The sequence below is a fragment of the Bacillus sp. FSL R5-0434 genome (genome assembly GCF_038004745.1).
In the GTDB taxonomy this organism is placed as follows: Bacteria; Bacillota; Bacilli; order Bacillales; family Bacillaceae; genus Bacillus; species Bacillus halotolerans.
Genome location: NZ_JBBORV010000001.1, coordinates 125,073 through 139,663 on the forward strand (window position 1 = coordinate 125,073; position 14,591 = coordinate 139,663).

The 14,591-nt window shown below is 42.9% G+C and carries 17 protein-coding genes; all 17 read left to right on the plus strand.

The window, feature by feature from the left end; all coding sequences use genetic code 11:
* Positions 1-6: 6 nt before the first annotated feature.
* The 17 genes from rpoC to rpmC all read left to right on the plus strand — a co-directional run bounded on the left by rpoC (position 7) and on the right by rpmC (position 14,574).
* Positions 7-3,606, plus strand: coding sequence for a DNA-directed RNA polymerase subunit beta' (gene rpoC, locus NYE43_RS00685; RefSeq protein ID WP_341060602.1), 3,600 nt, complete (start codon positions 7-9; stop codon positions 3,604-3,606).
* Positions 3,607-3,785: 179 nt separating this feature from the next.
* Positions 3,786-4,034, plus strand: coding sequence for a 50S ribosomal protein L7ae-like protein (locus tag NYE43_RS00690; protein ID WP_341060604.1), 249 nt, complete (start codon positions 3,786-3,788; stop codon positions 4,032-4,034).
* A gap of 114 nt (positions 4,035-4,148) precedes the next feature.
* Positions 4,149-4,565, plus strand: coding sequence for a 30S ribosomal protein S12 (gene rpsL, locus NYE43_RS00695; RefSeq protein WP_003156445.1), 417 nt, complete (start codon positions 4,149-4,151; stop codon positions 4,563-4,565).
* A 41-nt stretch (positions 4,566-4,606) separates the two neighbouring features.
* Entirely contained in the window at positions 4,607-5,077 is a 471-nt protein-coding gene (rpsG, locus tag NYE43_RS00700; protein WP_003225784.1) for a 30S ribosomal protein S7, read from the plus strand.
* A 52-nt stretch (positions 5,078-5,129) separates the two neighbouring features.
* Positions 5,130-7,208: an elongation factor G gene (gene fusA, locus NYE43_RS00705; protein ID WP_095714790.1), complete on the plus strand. Its 2,079-nt coding sequence runs from the start codon at positions 5,130-5,132 to the stop codon at positions 7,206-7,208.
* A gap of 119 nt (positions 7,209-7,327) precedes the next feature.
* Positions 7,328-8,518: an elongation factor Tu gene (gene tuf / locus NYE43_RS00710; RefSeq protein ID WP_010332768.1), complete on the plus strand. Its 1,191-nt coding sequence runs from the start codon at positions 7,328-7,330 to the stop codon at positions 8,516-8,518.
* Positions 8,519-8,615: 97 nt separating this feature from the next.
* Positions 8,616-9,554, plus strand: coding sequence for an alpha/beta fold hydrolase (locus tag NYE43_RS00715; protein ID WP_286109127.1), 939 nt, complete (start codon positions 8,616-8,618; stop codon positions 9,552-9,554).
* A 259-nt stretch (positions 9,555-9,813) separates the two neighbouring features.
* Positions 9,814-10,122: a 30S ribosomal protein S10 gene (rpsJ, locus tag NYE43_RS00720; protein ID WP_003156464.1), complete on the plus strand. Its 309-nt coding sequence runs from the start codon at positions 9,814-9,816 to the stop codon at positions 10,120-10,122.
* A gap of 39 nt (positions 10,123-10,161) precedes the next feature.
* On the plus strand, positions 10,162-10,791 hold the full coding sequence (rplC, locus tag NYE43_RS00725) for a 50S ribosomal protein L3 (RefSeq protein WP_059291697.1): 630 nt from the start codon (positions 10,162-10,164) through the stop codon (positions 10,789-10,791).
* 27 nt (positions 10,792-10,818) lie between these two features.
* The gene (gene rplD / locus NYE43_RS00730; protein ID WP_003242004.1) at positions 10,819-11,442 is read left to right on the plus strand and encodes a 50S ribosomal protein L4; all 624 of its coding nucleotides are present in this window, start codon (positions 10,819-10,821) and stop codon (positions 11,440-11,442) included.
* On the plus strand, positions 11,442-11,729 hold the full coding sequence (rplW, locus tag NYE43_RS00735) for a 50S ribosomal protein L23 (RefSeq protein ID WP_003225793.1): 288 nt from the start codon (positions 11,442-11,444) through the stop codon (positions 11,727-11,729). Before rplD ends, rplW begins: the two co-directional genes overlap by 1 nt.
* Positions 11,730-11,760: 31 nt before the next feature.
* Positions 11,761-12,594, plus strand: coding sequence for a 50S ribosomal protein L2 (rplB, locus tag NYE43_RS00740; RefSeq protein ID WP_003225795.1), 834 nt, complete (start codon positions 11,761-11,763; stop codon positions 12,592-12,594).
* 57 nt (positions 12,595-12,651) lie between these two features.
* Positions 12,652-12,930 carry a 30S ribosomal protein S19 gene (gene rpsS / locus NYE43_RS00745; protein WP_003156472.1) on the plus strand — a complete coding sequence of 93 codons (279 nt, stop codon included), beginning with the start codon at positions 12,652-12,654 and terminating at the stop codon, positions 12,928-12,930.
* Positions 12,931-12,946: 16 nt separating this feature from the next.
* Positions 12,947-13,288, plus strand: a complete 342-nt coding sequence (rplV, locus tag NYE43_RS00750; protein ID WP_003156475.1) for a 50S ribosomal protein L22 — start codon at positions 12,947-12,949, stop codon at positions 13,286-13,288.
* A 3-nt stretch (positions 13,289-13,291) separates the two neighbouring features.
* Positions 13,292-13,948, plus strand: a complete 657-nt coding sequence (gene rpsC, locus NYE43_RS00755) for a 30S ribosomal protein S3 (RefSeq protein ID WP_010332773.1) — start codon at positions 13,292-13,294, stop codon at positions 13,946-13,948.
* 1 nt (position 13,949) lies between these two features.
* A complete protein-coding gene (gene rplP, locus NYE43_RS00760) occupies positions 13,950-14,384 on the plus strand; it encodes a 50S ribosomal protein L16 (protein WP_003225801.1) in 435 nt (144 codons plus the stop codon).
* The gene (gene rpmC, locus NYE43_RS00765) at positions 14,374-14,574 is read left to right on the plus strand and encodes a 50S ribosomal protein L29 (protein WP_003156482.1); all 201 of its coding nucleotides are present in this window, start codon (positions 14,374-14,376) and stop codon (positions 14,572-14,574) included. The genes rplP and rpmC overlap by 11 nt, the downstream gene beginning before the upstream one ends.
* The last annotated feature ends 17 nt before the right edge of the window (positions 14,575-14,591 follow it).

The following is a 14,591-nucleotide window of genomic DNA, read 5'->3' on the forward strand; positions in this document are numbered from 1 at the left end:
GGCCCCTTGCTAGATGTGAACAATTTTGAGTATATGAACATCGGTCTTGCTTCACCGGATAAAATCCGTTCATGGTCTTTTGGTGAAGTGAAAAAGCCTGAAACGATAAACTATCGTACGTTAAAACCTGAGAAGGACGGTCTATTCTGCGAACGCATTTTCGGACCGACTAAGGACTGGGAATGTCATTGCGGGAAGTACAAGCGAGTTCGTTATAAAGGCGTAGTTTGTGACCGCTGCGGAGTTGAAGTAACACGGGCTAAAGTCCGTCGTGAGAGAATGGGGCACATTGAACTGGCTGCCCCAGTTTCCCACATTTGGTATTTCAAAGGTATCCCAAGTCGTATGGGTCTAGTGTTAGATATGTCGCCTCGTGCACTGGAAGAAGTTATTTACTTTGCTTCTTACGTTGTAACTGATCCGGCAAACACACCGCTTGAAAAGAAACAGCTTCTATCAGAAAAGGAATACCGTGCGTATCTTGATAAGTACGGTAATAAGTTCCAAGCATCTATGGGTGCGGAAGCGATTCATAAACTTCTTCAAGATATCGATCTTGTAAAAGAAGTTGATATGTTAAAAGAAGAGCTGAAAACATCTCAAGGACAGCGTCGTACTCGTGCGATCAAACGCCTTGAAGTTTTGGAAGCCTTCCGTAACTCAGGAAACAAGCCTTCTTGGATGATCCTTGATGTGCTTCCTGTTATTCCTCCTGAGCTCAGACCGATGGTTCAGCTTGATGGCGGACGTTTTGCGACTTCCGATTTGAACGACCTTTATCGTCGTGTCATCAACCGTAACAATCGTTTGAAACGCCTTTTAGACCTTGGTGCGCCTAGCATTATCGTTCAAAACGAAAAGCGTATGCTTCAAGAGGCTGTCGATGCTTTAATTGACAACGGCCGTCGCGGACGCCCTGTAACAGGTCCTGGTAACAGACCATTAAAATCTCTTTCTCACATGCTGAAAGGGAAGCAAGGCCGTTTCCGTCAAAACCTTCTTGGTAAACGTGTCGATTACTCCGGACGTTCTGTAATCGTCGTTGGTCCTCATCTGAAAATGTACCAATGCGGATTACCGAAGGAAATGGCGCTCGAACTTTTCAAACCTTTCGTTATGAAAGAGCTTGTTGAAAAGGGTCTTGCTCACAACATTAAGAGTGCGAAACGTAAAATTGAGCGCGTACAGCCTGAAGTATGGGATGTACTAGAATCAGTTATCAAGGAGCACCCGGTCCTTCTGAACCGTGCCCCTACGCTTCACAGATTAGGTATCCAAGCGTTTGAACCGACACTTGTTGAAGGACGCGCAATCCGTCTTCACCCGCTCGTATGTACAGCTTATAACGCTGACTTTGACGGTGACCAAATGGCGGTTCACGTACCATTATCTGCAGAAGCTCAAGCTGAAGCACGCATCTTGATGCTTGCCGCTCAAAACATCTTGAACCCTAAAGATGGTAAACCAGTTGTAACACCGTCTCAGGATATGGTACTGGGTAACTATTACCTGACTCTGGAGCGTGCTGGTGCTGTTGGTGAAGGTATGGTCTTCAAGAATACGGATGAAGCGCTTCTTGCTTATCAAAACGGATATGTTCACCTTCATACGAGAGTGGCTGTTGCAGCGAACTCCCTTAAGAACGTGACATTTACCGAAGAACAGCGCTCAAAATTGTTAATTACAACTGTCGGTAAATTGGTCTTCAATGAAATTCTTCCAGAATCATTCCCTTACATGAATGAACCAACGAAGAGCAACATTGAAGAGAAAACACCAGACCGTTTCTTCTTAGAAAAAGGTGCCGATGTAAAAGCTGCCATCGCACAGCAGCCAATCAATGCACCGTTTAAAAAAGGTATTCTGGGTAAAATCATCGCGGAAATCTTTAAACGATTCCACATTACGGAAACGTCTAAAATGCTTGACCGCATGAAAAACCTAGGTTTCAGACATTCAACAAAAGCTGGTATTACAGTTGGGGTTTCTGATATCGTCGTTCTCGATGATAAACAAGAAATTCTTGAAGAAGCACAGGGCAAAGTTGATAACGTTATGAAGCAGTTCCGCCGCGGTCTGATCACTGAAGAAGAACGCTATGAGAGAGTTATCTCTATCTGGAGTTCTGCAAAAGACGTTATCCAAGGCAAACTGATGAAATCACTTGATGAGCTCAACCCGATCTACATGATGAGTGACTCTGGTGCCCGTGGTAACGCGTCTAACTTTACTCAGCTTGCCGGAATGCGCGGTCTGATGGCCAACCCGGCTGGACGTATCATTGAGTTACCGATCAAATCTAGTTTCCGTGAAGGTCTGACAGTATTGGAGTACTTTATCTCCACTCACGGTGCGCGTAAAGGTCTTGCCGATACCGCCCTTAAAACTGCTGACTCAGGTTACCTTACACGCCGTCTTGTTGACGTTGCACAGGATGTTATCATCCGTGAAACTGATTGCGGGACTGACCGAGGCATCCTTGCTCAACCGCTTAGAGAAGGCACTGAAATCATTGAGCGCTTAGAAGAACGCTTAATCGGCCGTTTTGCAAGAAAACAAGTGAAACACCCTGAAACAGGTGAAGTGCTTGTAAACGAAAACGAACTGATCGATGAAGATAAAGCGATTGAAATCGTTGAAGCCGGCATTGAAGAAGTGTGGATCCGTTCTGCCTTCACATGTAATACGCCTCATGGTGTATGTAAACGATGCTATGGCCGAAACCTTGCGACTGGTACCGATGTAGAAGTCGGAGAAGCAGTTGGAATCATCGCTGCCCAATCAATCGGTGAGCCTGGTACACAGTTAACAATGCGTACATTCCATACAGGCGGGGTTGCAGGAGACGATATCACACAGGGTCTTCCGCGTATCCAAGAGCTTTTCGAAGCGCGTAATCCAAAAGGTCAGGCAACAATTACCGAAATCGACGGTACAGTCGTTGAAATCAATGAAGTTCGCGACAAACAGCAGGAAATTGTGGTTCAAGGCGCAGTTGAAACACGCTCTTATACGGCACCATATAACTCCCGCTTAAAAGTAGCGGAAGGAGATAAAATTACTCGAGGCCAAGTGCTGACAGAAGGTTCAATCGATCCGAAAGAACTTCTTAAAGTGACTGACCTGACTACAGTTCAAGAGTATCTTCTTCATGAGGTTCAAAAGGTTTACCGTATGCAGGGTGTTGAAATCGGCGATAAACACGTAGAAGTAATGGTTCGCCAAATGCTTCGCAAAGTACGTGTGATTGATGCCGGTGAGACTGATGTGCTTCCTGGCTCATTACTTGATATTCACCAATTTACTGAAGCGAACAAAAAGGTATTGCTGGAAGGCAAACGTCCTGCTACAGGCCGTCCTGTCTTACTCGGTATTACCAAAGCTTCTCTTGAAACTGATTCATTCTTATCTGCTGCTTCCTTCCAGGAAACAACACGTGTCCTTACAGACGCAGCGATCAAAGGTAAGCGTGACGAACTTCTCGGCCTGAAAGAGAATGTTATCATCGGTAAGCTTGTTCCGGCTGGTACTGGAATGATGAAATACCGAAAAGTAAAACCTGTTTCAAATGTTCAGCCGACTGAGGACATGGTTCCGGTTGAATAACTGATATCATGCTGCTGAGAGACTGCAAAACAGTCTTTCAGCAGTCATATTTAAATAAAAAAATCACTCTATGAGAAGATAGAAACTAAAAAATGTCATACCTTGTTGACATTCGTCTCCTAGAATGATAATATAACCAAGGTGCTCGAAATAAACCTGTTACTTTGGAGGATATGTTTATGTCTTATGATAAAGTATCACAGGCCAAATCAATTATTATTGGTACGAAGCAAACAGTGAAAGCTCTAAAACGAGGTTCAGTAAAGGAAGTAGTCGTTGCAAAAGACGCGGATCCTATTCTTACGTCAAGTGTGATAACACTTGCGAAAGATAATGGGATTGTTGTCTCAATGGTTGAATCCATGAAAAAGCTCGGCAAAGCCTGCGGAATTGAAGTAGGAGCAGCAGCTGTTGCCATTATGTTATAACGTACTTTTTGTTTTTGCGTGAGATTTATTCTCGTGTAAAGACATTGTTTTTTGCCTATTGATGAACCACCTGGGTATGTGGGTTATAAAACGTAATGAAGGGAGGAACAAAACATGCCTACAATTAATCAGCTAATTCGCAAAGGACGCGTGAGTAAAGTAGAAAACTCAAAGTCTCCTGCACTTAACAAAGGATACAACAGCTTTAAAAAAGAGCACACTAATGTATCTTCTCCACAAAAACGCGGGGTATGTACTCGTGTTGGTACAATGACACCGAAAAAACCGAACTCAGCACTTCGTAAATATGCTCGTGTTCGTTTGACTAACGGAATTGAGGTTACTGCTTACATTCCTGGTATCGGTCACAACCTGCAAGAGCACAGTGTTGTACTTATCCGCGGCGGACGTGTAAAAGACTTACCAGGGGTACGTTACCACATCGTTCGTGGTGCGCTTGACACTGCTGGAGTTGAAAACCGTGCGCAAGGCCGTTCTAAATACGGTACTAAACGTCCTAAAGCAAAATAATAAACGTATAAACGTATAATTGATGAAGGGAGGATATTCAGATGCCACGTAAAGGTCCTGTAGCAAAAAGAGACGTTTTACCTGATCCGATTTACAACTCTAAGCTTGTATCTCGTCTAATCAACAAAATGATGATCGACGGTAAAAAAGGTAAGTCTCAAACAATCCTATACAAGTCATTCGATATCATTAAAGAACGTACTGGCAATGATGCAATGGAGGTTTTCGAACAAGCATTGAAAAACATCATGCCTGTACTTGAAGTAAAAGCACGCCGTGTAGGTGGTGCGAACTACCAAGTTCCTGTAGAAGTTCGTCCTGAACGTCGTACTACTCTTGGACTTCGCTGGTTAGTTAACTATGCTCGTCTTCGCGGAGAAAAAACGATGGAAGAGCGTTTAGCTAACGAAATCCTTGACGCAGCTAACAACACTGGTGCTGCTGTTAAGAAACGTGAAGATACTCATAAGATGGCTGAAGCAAACAAAGCATTTGCTCACTATCGTTGGTAGGATTTATATACTAAAAAACACAATTTCCCAATAAGGAAGGAGAAATTACCCAATGGCAAGAGAGTTCTCCTTAGACAAAACTCGTAATATCGGGATCATGGCTCACATTGATGCCGGTAAAACGACTACTACAGAACGTATCTTGTTCTATACTGGTCGTATCCACAAAATTGGTGAAACTCATGAAGGAGCTTCACAAATGGACTGGATGGAGCAGGAACAAGAACGTGGTATCACAATCACTTCCGCTGCGACAACTGCACAGTGGAAAGGATACCGCGTAAACATCATCGATACTCCAGGACACGTAGACTTCACAGTTGAAGTTGAACGTTCTCTTCGTGTACTTGATGGTGCTGTTGCTGTACTTGACGCACAGTCTGGCGTTGAGCCTCAAACAGAAACTGTTTGGCGTCAAGCAACAACTTACGGAGTACCGCGTATCGTTTTCGTCAACAAAATGGACAAAATCGGTGCAGACTTCCTTTACTCTGTAGGAACTTTAAGAGATCGTCTTCAAGCTAACGCGCATGCAATTCAATTGCCGATCGGTGCTGAAGACAACTTCGAAGGTATCATTGACCTAGTAGAAAACGTTGCGTATTTCTACGAAGATGATCTCGGAACTCGTTCTGATGCGAAAGAAATCCCTGAAGAGTACAAAGAGCAAGCTGAAGAGCTTCGCAACAGCCTCATTGAAGCTGTATGTGAGCTTGATGAAGAGCTTATGGACAAATACCTTGAGGGTGAAGAGATCACTATTGACGAGTTAAAAGCAGGTATCCGTAAAGGTACTTTAAATGTTGAATTCTACCCAGTTCTTGTGGGTTCTGCCTTCAAAAACAAAGGTGTTCAATTAGTACTTGATGCTGTTCTTGACTACCTTCCTGCACCAACAGACGTTGCTGCAATCAAAGGTATACGTCCTGATACAAATGAAGAGATTGAGCGTCATTCTTCTGATGACGAGCCATTCTCTGCATTAGCATTTAAAGTTATGACTGACCCTTACGTTGGTAAGCTGACGTTCTTCCGTGTGTACTCTGGAACACTTGATTCTGGTTCATACGTGAAAAACTCAACTAAAGGCAAACGTGAGCGTGTTGGACGTATCCTTCAAATGCACGCCAACAGCCGTGAAGAAATCTCTACTGTATATGCAGGAGATATCGCAGCTGCTGTAGGTCTAAAAGATACTTCTACTGGAGATACTCTATGTGATGAAAAGGATCTAGTTATCCTTGAATCAATGGAATTCCCAGAACCAGTTATCGACGTTGCAATTGAGCCTAAATCAAAAGCTGACCAAGATAAAATGGGTATCGCTTTAGCAAAACTTGCTGAAGAGGATCCAACTTTCCGTACTCAAACAAACCCGGAAACTGGTCAGACAATCATCTCTGGTATGGGTGAGCTTCACCTTGATATCATTGTTGATCGTATGAAGCGTGAATTCAAAGTAGAAGCTAACGTTGGTGCTCCTCAAGTTGCGTACCGTGAAACATTCCGTTCCGGTGCAAAAGTTGAAGGTAAATTCGTACGTCAGTCTGGTGGACGCGGTCAGTTCGGTCACGTTTGGATTGAATTCGAACCAAACGAAGAAGGCGCTGGCTTTGAATTCGAAAATGCGATTGTCGGTGGGGTTGTTCCTCGTGAATACATCCCAGCTGTTCAAGCAGGTCTAGAAGATTCACTTGAAAATGGTGTATTAGCTGGATTCCCGCTTATCGACATTAAAGCAAAACTTTTTGATGGATCTTACCATGATGTTGACTCAAACGAAATGGCATTTAAAGTTGCTGCTTCTATGGCATTGAAAAATGCAGTCAGCAAATGTAACCCAGTTCTTCTTGAACCAATCATGAAAGTAGAAGTGGTTATTCCTGAAGAATACATGGGAGATATCATGGGGGATGTTACTTCTCGTCGCGGACGCGTAGAAGGTATGGAAGCTCGCGGTAACGCGCAAGTTGTTCGTGCGATGGTTCCTCTTGCTGAAATGTTCGGTTACGCTACTGCCCTTCGTTCTAACACGCAAGGTCGTGGTACGTTCACTATGCACATGGATCACTACGAAGAAGTGCCGAAGAGCATTGCTGAAGAAATTATCAAAAAAAATAAAGGCGAATAATTGATTTTGCCTCTTAACTCAAGTATAACTACTATTGTAAGATGAGGAAGTGAAAGCTTTCTTTCACTTCCTATCACTCTATACATTACTAATTAAAAGCTCTTAAGGAGGATTTTAGAATGGCTAAAGAAAAATTCGACCGTTCCAAATCACATGCCAATATCGGTACAATTGGACACGTTGACCATGGTAAAACAACTTTAACTGCTGCTATCACAACAGTACTTCATAAGAAATCTGGTAAAGGTACAGCTATGGCGTACGATCAAATTGATGGTGCACCAGAAGAACGTGAGCGCGGTATCACAATCTCTACTGCACACGTTGAGTATGAAACTGAAACTCGTCACTATGCACACGTTGACTGCCCAGGACACGCTGACTATGTTAAAAACATGATCACTGGTGCTGCGCAAATGGACGGAGCTATCCTAGTAGTATCTGCTGCTGATGGCCCAATGCCACAAACTCGTGAGCACATCCTTCTTTCTAAAAACGTTGGTGTACCATACATCGTTGTATTCTTAAACAAATGCGACATGGTAGACGACGAAGAGCTTCTTGAACTAGTTGAAATGGAAGTTCGCGATCTTCTTAGCGAATACGACTTCCCTGGTGATGATGTACCAGTTATCAAAGGTTCTGCTCTTAAAGCTCTTGAAGGAGATGCTGAGTACGAAGCTAAAATCTTCGAACTTATGGATGCAGTTGATGAGTACATCCCAACTCCAGAACGTGACACTGAAAAACCATTCATGATGCCAGTTGAGGACGTATTCTCAATCACTGGTCGTGGTACAGTTGCTACTGGACGTGTTGAGCGTGGACAAGTTAAAGTCGGTGACGAAGTTGAAATCATCGGTCTTCAAGAAGAAAACAGCAAAACAACTGTTACTGGTGTTGAAATGTTCCGTAAGCTTCTTGATTACGCTGAAGCTGGAGACAACATTGGAGCCCTTCTTCGCGGTGTAGCTCGTGAAGATATCCAACGTGGTCAAGTACTTGCTAAACCAGGTACAATCACTCCACACAGCAAATTCAAAGCTGAAGTTTACGTTCTTTCTAAAGAAGAGGGTGGACGTCATACTCCATTCTTCTCTAACTACCGTCCTCAGTTCTACTTCCGTACAACTGACGTAACTGGTATCATCCATCTTCCAGAAGGCGTAGAAATGGTTATGCCTGGAGACAACACTGAAATGAACGTTGAACTTATCTCTACAATCGCTATCGAAGAAGGAACTCGTTTCTCTATTCGTGAAGGCGGACGTACTGTTGGTTCAGGCGTTGTTTCTACAATCACTGAGTAATAGTATATTGAAAACGAGACCCTTTGGGTCTCGTTTTTTGTGTACTTATTTGTTTGCTTGTATAATAAGGTTTATCTTATTTGAGGAGCTATGGGTTATGAGTGAAAACACATCAATTTCTTTCATGAAAAAACTGAGGATCGAAAATACGAAGCAAATGCTCATGATCAATGGAAATGATATAGCGAACCCATTGCTGCTTTTTTTACATGGTGGACCCGGAGCATCCCAAATCGGATTTATCAGGAGCTATCAAAAGGAACTGGAACAGCACTTTACAGTTGTAAATTGGGATCAAAGGGGTTCAGGTCTTTCCTATACTAAACAGATTCCGCAGAGTTCAATGACAATCAGTCAAATCATTAAAGATACAATTCAAGTAACCGAATGGCTTTTAGACCATTTCTCAAAAACAAAAGTGTACCTTGCAGGACATTCTTGGGGTTCGCTGCTGGCTCTTCATGTTCTGCAAGAGAGGCCGGATCTTTTTCACGCTTATTATGGAATCAGTCAGGTCACTAATACTCAGATGGAAGAAAAAACAGCCTATGATTCTCTGCGCAAGACAAATCGCTTTCTTTCAGTAGCCTTAGGCTTACTCGGCCCTCCACCTTGGAACAAGAAAATTCAGCACTTCATCTTTCGAGTCTGTATTGAACTGAGCAGGGGAGGATTCACTCATCATCGCCGGCACATTCTTACAGTATTGTGTCAGTTGCTTGCTGGAAATGAGTATGGAATAAAAAACATCTCTCGTTTCATCAGAGGACAGCTTTTCAGCGCAAAGTATTTAACTGATGATTTATTTCGTTTTGATGCATTTAAATCAGTTTCTTCTATTAAAGTACCGAGCTTTTTTATTTCGGGGAGACATGATTTGATCGTTCCTGCTGAAACATCGAAACAGTATTATCTGTTTGTGGATGCTCCTGAAAAGCGCTGGCATTATTTTAAAAACTCCGCCCACACGCCGCATATCGAGGAGCCTTCATTATTTGCCAATACTCTGAGTAAACACGCAGTGTACCATTTATGATAGAACAAAATTCCCTTATTCACTCGCTTCTTGATAAATAAGAAAAACACCTGTATAATACTAAAAGTGTGCAAATCATGCATATTCTAAATAAGTCTTGCAACATACGTCTATTTTCTGTATAATGGTGTATGTTGGTCTTTGACTGCGATGAAGTGAGAGGTTGCTGACACACCCGGCCGCTTTGCCATGGCAAGGTGTTCAGGTTTTTCTCACGGAGAACTGTCTAACGTGAAGTAGGCGAAAAGGAGGGAAAATAATGGCAAAACAAAAAATTCGTATTCGTTTGAAAGCATATGATCATAGAATCCTTGATCAATCTGCAGAGAAGATTGTTGAAACGGCAAAACGTTCTGGTGCCAGCGTATCTGGTCCGATTCCGTTGCCAACTGAAAAATCAGTTTACACAATCCTTCGTGCGGTGCACAAATACAAAGATTCTCGTGAGCAATTTGAAATGCGTACACATAAACGTTTAATCGACATTGTGAACCCAACACCACAAACTGTTGATGCGCTCATGCGATTAGACTTACCATCTGGTGTCGATATCGAAATTAAACTTTAATTCTAAAATATAGAATGATCTTAATAGGAGGTGTGACGAATGACCAAAGGAATCTTAGGAAGAAAAATTGGTATGACGCAAGTATTCGCAGAAAACGGTGATCTTATTCCGGTAACTGTTATTGAAGCTGCTCCGAACGTTGTTCTCCAAAAGAAAACAGCTGAAAACGACGGCTACGAAGCAATCCAGCTTGGTTTTGACGACAAGCGCGAAAAGCTTTCTAACAAACCTGAACAAGGACACGTTGCTAAAGCGGAAACTGCTCCTAAGCGCTTCGTAAAAGAATTACGCGGAGTGGAAATGGATGCGTATGAAGTTGGTCAGGAAGTCAAGGTTGAAATTTTCTCTGCTGGAGAAATTGTAGATGTAACAGGAGTATCTAAAGGTAAAGGTTTCCAAGGTGCGATCAAGCGCCACGGACAATCTCGCGGACCTATGTCTCACGGTTCACGCTACCACCGTCGTCCTGGTTCAATGGGACCTGTAGATCCTAACCGTGTATTCAAAGGTAAATTATTACCTGGACGTATGGGCGGAGAGCAGATCACTGTTCAAAACCTTGAAGTCGTAAAAGTTGATGCGGAACGCAATCTTCTTTTGATCAAAGGTAACGTACCTGGTGCGAGAAAATCTTTAATCACTGTTAAAAGTGCTGTTAAATCTAAATAACTCTCTTAGGAAAGGAGGAAATTGATCATGCCAAAAGTAGCATTATACAACCAAAACGGTTCTACTGCTGGTGACATCGAATTAAACGCTTCTGTATTTGGAATTGAGCCAAATGAAAGTGTTGTATTCGACGCTATTCTTATGCAAAGAGCTTCCTTACGTCAAGGATCTCACAAAGTAAAAAATCGTTCTGAAGTACGCGGCGGAGGTCGTAAACCATGGCGTCAAAAAGGTACTGGACGTGCCCGTCAAGGTTCTATCCGTTCACCGCAATGGCGCGGAGGTGGTGTCGTATTCGGCCCAACACCACGCAGCTATTCTTATAAATTACCTAAAAAAGTTCGCCGCTTGGCAATCAAATCAGTATTGTCTTCTAAAGTAAACGACAACAACATCATCGTACTTGAAGATCTTACTCTTGATACGGCTAAAACAAAAGAAATGGCAGCTATCCTTAAAGGATTATCTGTTGAGAAAAAAGCTTTAATCGTAACTGCAGATGCTAACGAAGCAGTAGCTTTATCTGCTCGCAACATTCCTGGAGTTACTGTAGTTGAAGCTAACGGAATCAACGTTTTAGACGTTGTCAACCACGAGAAGCTTCTGATTACAAAAGCAGCGGTTGAAAAAGTAGAGGAGGTGCTTGCATAATGAAAGATCCTCGTGATGTTCTAAAGCGCCCCGTCATTACTGAACGTTCTGCTGATTTAATGGCTGAAAAGAAATATACTTTTGAAGTTGATGTAAGAGCTAACAAAACAGAAGTGAAAGACGCGGTTGAAAGCATCTTTGGAGTGAAAGTTGACAAAGTCAACATCATGAACTACAAAGGTAAATCAAAACGTGTTGGACGCTACACTGGTATGACTAGCCGTCGCAGAAAAGCGATCGTAAAACTTACTGCAGACAGCAAAGAAATCGAAATTTTTGAAGCTTAATTATCTGTAAAAAGAAGGAGGGAAATTCAAAATGGCGATTAAAAAGTATAAACCGACCTCTAATGGACGTCGTGGCATGACAACTTCAGATTTTGCTGAAATCACGACTGACAAGCCGGAAAAATCCTTGCTTGCTCCCCTTCACAAAAAAGGCGGACGTAACAACCAAGGTAAATTGACTGTACGTCACCAAGGTGGCGGACATAAACGCCAATACCGTGTTATCGACTTCAAACGCGATAAAGATGGTATACCTGGACGCGTTGCTACAGTTGAATACGATCCAAACCGTTCAGCTAACATCGCTCTAATCAACTATGCAGACGGAGAAAAACGTTACATTCTTGCTCCAAAAGGAATTCAAGTGGGTACTGAAATCATGTCAGGTCCAGAAGCTGACATCAAAGTAGGTAATGCACTTCCACTTATCAACATCCCTGTTGGTACAGTTGTGCATAACATTGAATTAAAACCTGGAAAAGGCGGACAGCTTGTACGTTCAGCTGGTACATCTGCTCAGGTTCTTGGTAAAGAAGGTAAATACGTTCTTGTACGTCTTAACTCTGGAGAAGTTCGCATGATTCTTTCTGCTTGCCGTGCTTCTATCGGTCAAGTAGGTAACGAACAGCACGAACTTATCAACATTGGTAAAGCTGGACGTTCTCGCTGGAAAGGCATCCGTCCAACAGTTCGTGGTTCTGTAATGAACCCTAACGATCACCCACACGGTGGTGGTGAAGGACGTGCGCCAATCGGACGTAAATCACCAATGTCTCCATGGGGCAAACCAACTCTTGGATTCAAGACACGTAAGAAAAAGAACAAATCTGATAAATTTATCGTACGTCGTCGCAAAAATAAATAACGGGGTTGTCTACGGTTCACTTCGGACCGTAGTGCAATCACGAAGGGAGGTTCCAAAATGGCTCGCAGCTTGAAAAAAGGACCATTTGTCGATGGACACTTGATGACAAAAATCGAGAAATTAAATGAAACAGACAAGAAACAAGTCGTAAAAACTTGGTCTCGTCGTTCTACTATTTTCCCACAGTTTATTGGTCACACAATCGCAGTCTATGACGGACGTAAACACGTGCCTGTATTCATCTCTGAAGATATGGTAGGGCATAAGTTGGGTGAATTCGCTCCAACTCGTACGTACAAAGGTCATGCTAGTGATGACAAAAAAACAAGACGCTAAGAGAGGAGGCTTTTAAATGCAAGCTAAAGCTGTTGCAAGAACAGTCCGTATTGCTCCTCGTAAAGCACGTCTAGTAATGGACCTGATTCGAGGCAAGCAAGTAGGTGAAGCAGTGTCAATCTTGAACCTAACACCGAGAGCTGCTTCTCCAATTATCGAGAAAGTATTAAAATCCGCTATTGCAAATGCTGAGCATAACTATGAAATGGACGCTAATAACCTGGTTATTTCTCAAGCATTCGTTGACGAAGGCCCTACGTTAAAAAGATTCCGCCCACGTGCTATGGGACGTGCGAGCCAAATCAACAAACGTACGAGCCACATTACAATCGTTGTATCAGAAAAGAAGGAGGGATAAGTAGTGGGTCAAAAGGTAAATCCAGTCGGTCTTCGTATCGGAGTCATTCGTGATTGGGAATCTAAGTGGTACGCTGGTAAAGATTACGCTGACTTCCTGCACGAAGATTTAAGAATTCGTGAATACATTAGCAAACGACTTTCTGACGCTTCTGTTTCTAAAGTTGAAATCGAGCGCGCAGCAAATCGTGTTAACATTACGATCCACACAGCTAAGCCTGGTATGGTTATCGGTAAAGGCGGTTCTGAAGTTGAAGCACTTCGTAAAGCCCTTAACAGCCTTACTGGCAAGCGTGTACACATTAACATTCTTGAAATCAAAAGAGCAGATCTTGATGCACAGCTAGTTGCTGACAACATCGCTCGTCAATTAGAAAACCGTGTTTCTTTCCGCCGTGCGCAGAAACAACAAATCCAACGCACAATGCGTGCTGGAGCACAAGGTGTGAAAACAATGGTTTCTGGTCGTCTTGGCGGTGCAGATATCGCTCGTTCTGAATACTACAGTGAAGGAACTGTTCCATTGCACACATTACGTGCGGACATTGACTATGCAACATCTGAAGCTGACACTACTTACGGTAAGCTTGGTGTAAAAGTCTGGATCTATCGTGGAGAGGTTCTTCCTACTAAGAAGAAAACTGAGGAAGGAGGAAAATAATATGTTATTACCTAAACGCGTTAAATATCGCAGAGAGCATCGCGGAAAAATGCGTGGCCGTGCGAAAGGCGGTACTGAAGTACATTTCGGTGAGTTCGGTATCCAAGCTCTAGAAGCTTCTTGGATCACTAACCGTCAAATCGAAGCTGCCCGTATTGCGATGACTCGTTACATGAAACGTGGCGGTAAAGTTTGGATCAAAATTTTCCCTTCTAAACCTTACACTGCTAAACCACTTGAGGTACGTATGGGATCCGGTAAAGGGGCTCCAGAAGGTTGGGTAGCTGTTGTAAAACCGGGCAAAGTTTTATTTGAAATTTCTGGTGTGTCTGAAGAGGTTGCTCGTGAAGCACTTCGTCTTGCATCTCACAAATTGCCAATTAAAACGAAGTTCGTAAAACGTGAAGAAATTGGTGGTGAATCAAATGAAAGCTAATGAAATTCGTGACCTTACCACTGCTGAAATTGAACAAAAAGTAAAGTCTCTTAAAGAAGAACTTTTCAATCTTCGCTTTCAATTAGCGACAGGACAACTTGAAAATACTGCTCGCATTCGTGAAGTGCGCAAAGCTATCGCGCGCATGAAAACTGTGATTCGTGAAAGAGAAATTGCTGCTAATAAATAATCACTGAGGGGAGGTCG

Coding starts and splice junctions, on each gene's coding strand:
- rplB (WP_003225795.1), top strand. CDS start 11,761: ATGGCGATTAAAAAGTATAAACCGACCTCTAATGGACGTCGTGGCATG.
- rplP (WP_003225801.1), top strand. CDS start 13,950: ATGTTATTACCTAAACGCGTTAAATATCGCAGAGAGCATCGCGGAAAA.
- rpmC (WP_003156482.1), top strand. CDS start 14,374: ATGAAAGCTAATGAAATTCGTGACCTTACCACTGCTGAAATTGAACAA.
- NYE43_RS00690 (WP_341060604.1), top strand. CDS start 3,786: ATGTCTTATGATAAAGTATCACAGGCCAAATCAATTATTATTGGTACG.
- tuf (WP_010332768.1), top strand. CDS start 7,328: ATGGCTAAAGAAAAATTCGACCGTTCCAAATCACATGCCAATATCGGT.
- rpsJ (WP_003156464.1), top strand. CDS start 9,814: ATGGCAAAACAAAAAATTCGTATTCGTTTGAAAGCATATGATCATAGA.
- rplD (WP_003242004.1), top strand. CDS start 10,819: ATGCCAAAAGTAGCATTATACAACCAAAACGGTTCTACTGCTGGTGAC.
- rpsS (WP_003156472.1), top strand. CDS start 12,652: ATGGCTCGCAGCTTGAAAAAAGGACCATTTGTCGATGGACACTTGATG.
- rpsL (WP_003156445.1), top strand. CDS start 4,149: ATGCCTACAATTAATCAGCTAATTCGCAAAGGACGCGTGAGTAAAGTA.
- rplW (WP_003225793.1), top strand. CDS start 11,442: ATGAAAGATCCTCGTGATGTTCTAAAGCGCCCCGTCATTACTGAACGT.
- fusA (WP_095714790.1), top strand. CDS start 5,130: ATGGCAAGAGAGTTCTCCTTAGACAAAACTCGTAATATCGGGATCATG.
- rpsG (WP_003225784.1), top strand. CDS start 4,607: ATGCCACGTAAAGGTCCTGTAGCAAAAAGAGACGTTTTACCTGATCCG.
- NYE43_RS00715 (WP_286109127.1), top strand. CDS start 8,616: ATGAGTGAAAACACATCAATTTCTTTCATGAAAAAACTGAGGATCGAA.
- rplC (WP_059291697.1), top strand. CDS start 10,162: ATGACCAAAGGAATCTTAGGAAGAAAAATTGGTATGACGCAAGTATTC.
- rplV (WP_003156475.1), top strand. CDS start 12,947: ATGCAAGCTAAAGCTGTTGCAAGAACAGTCCGTATTGCTCCTCGTAAA.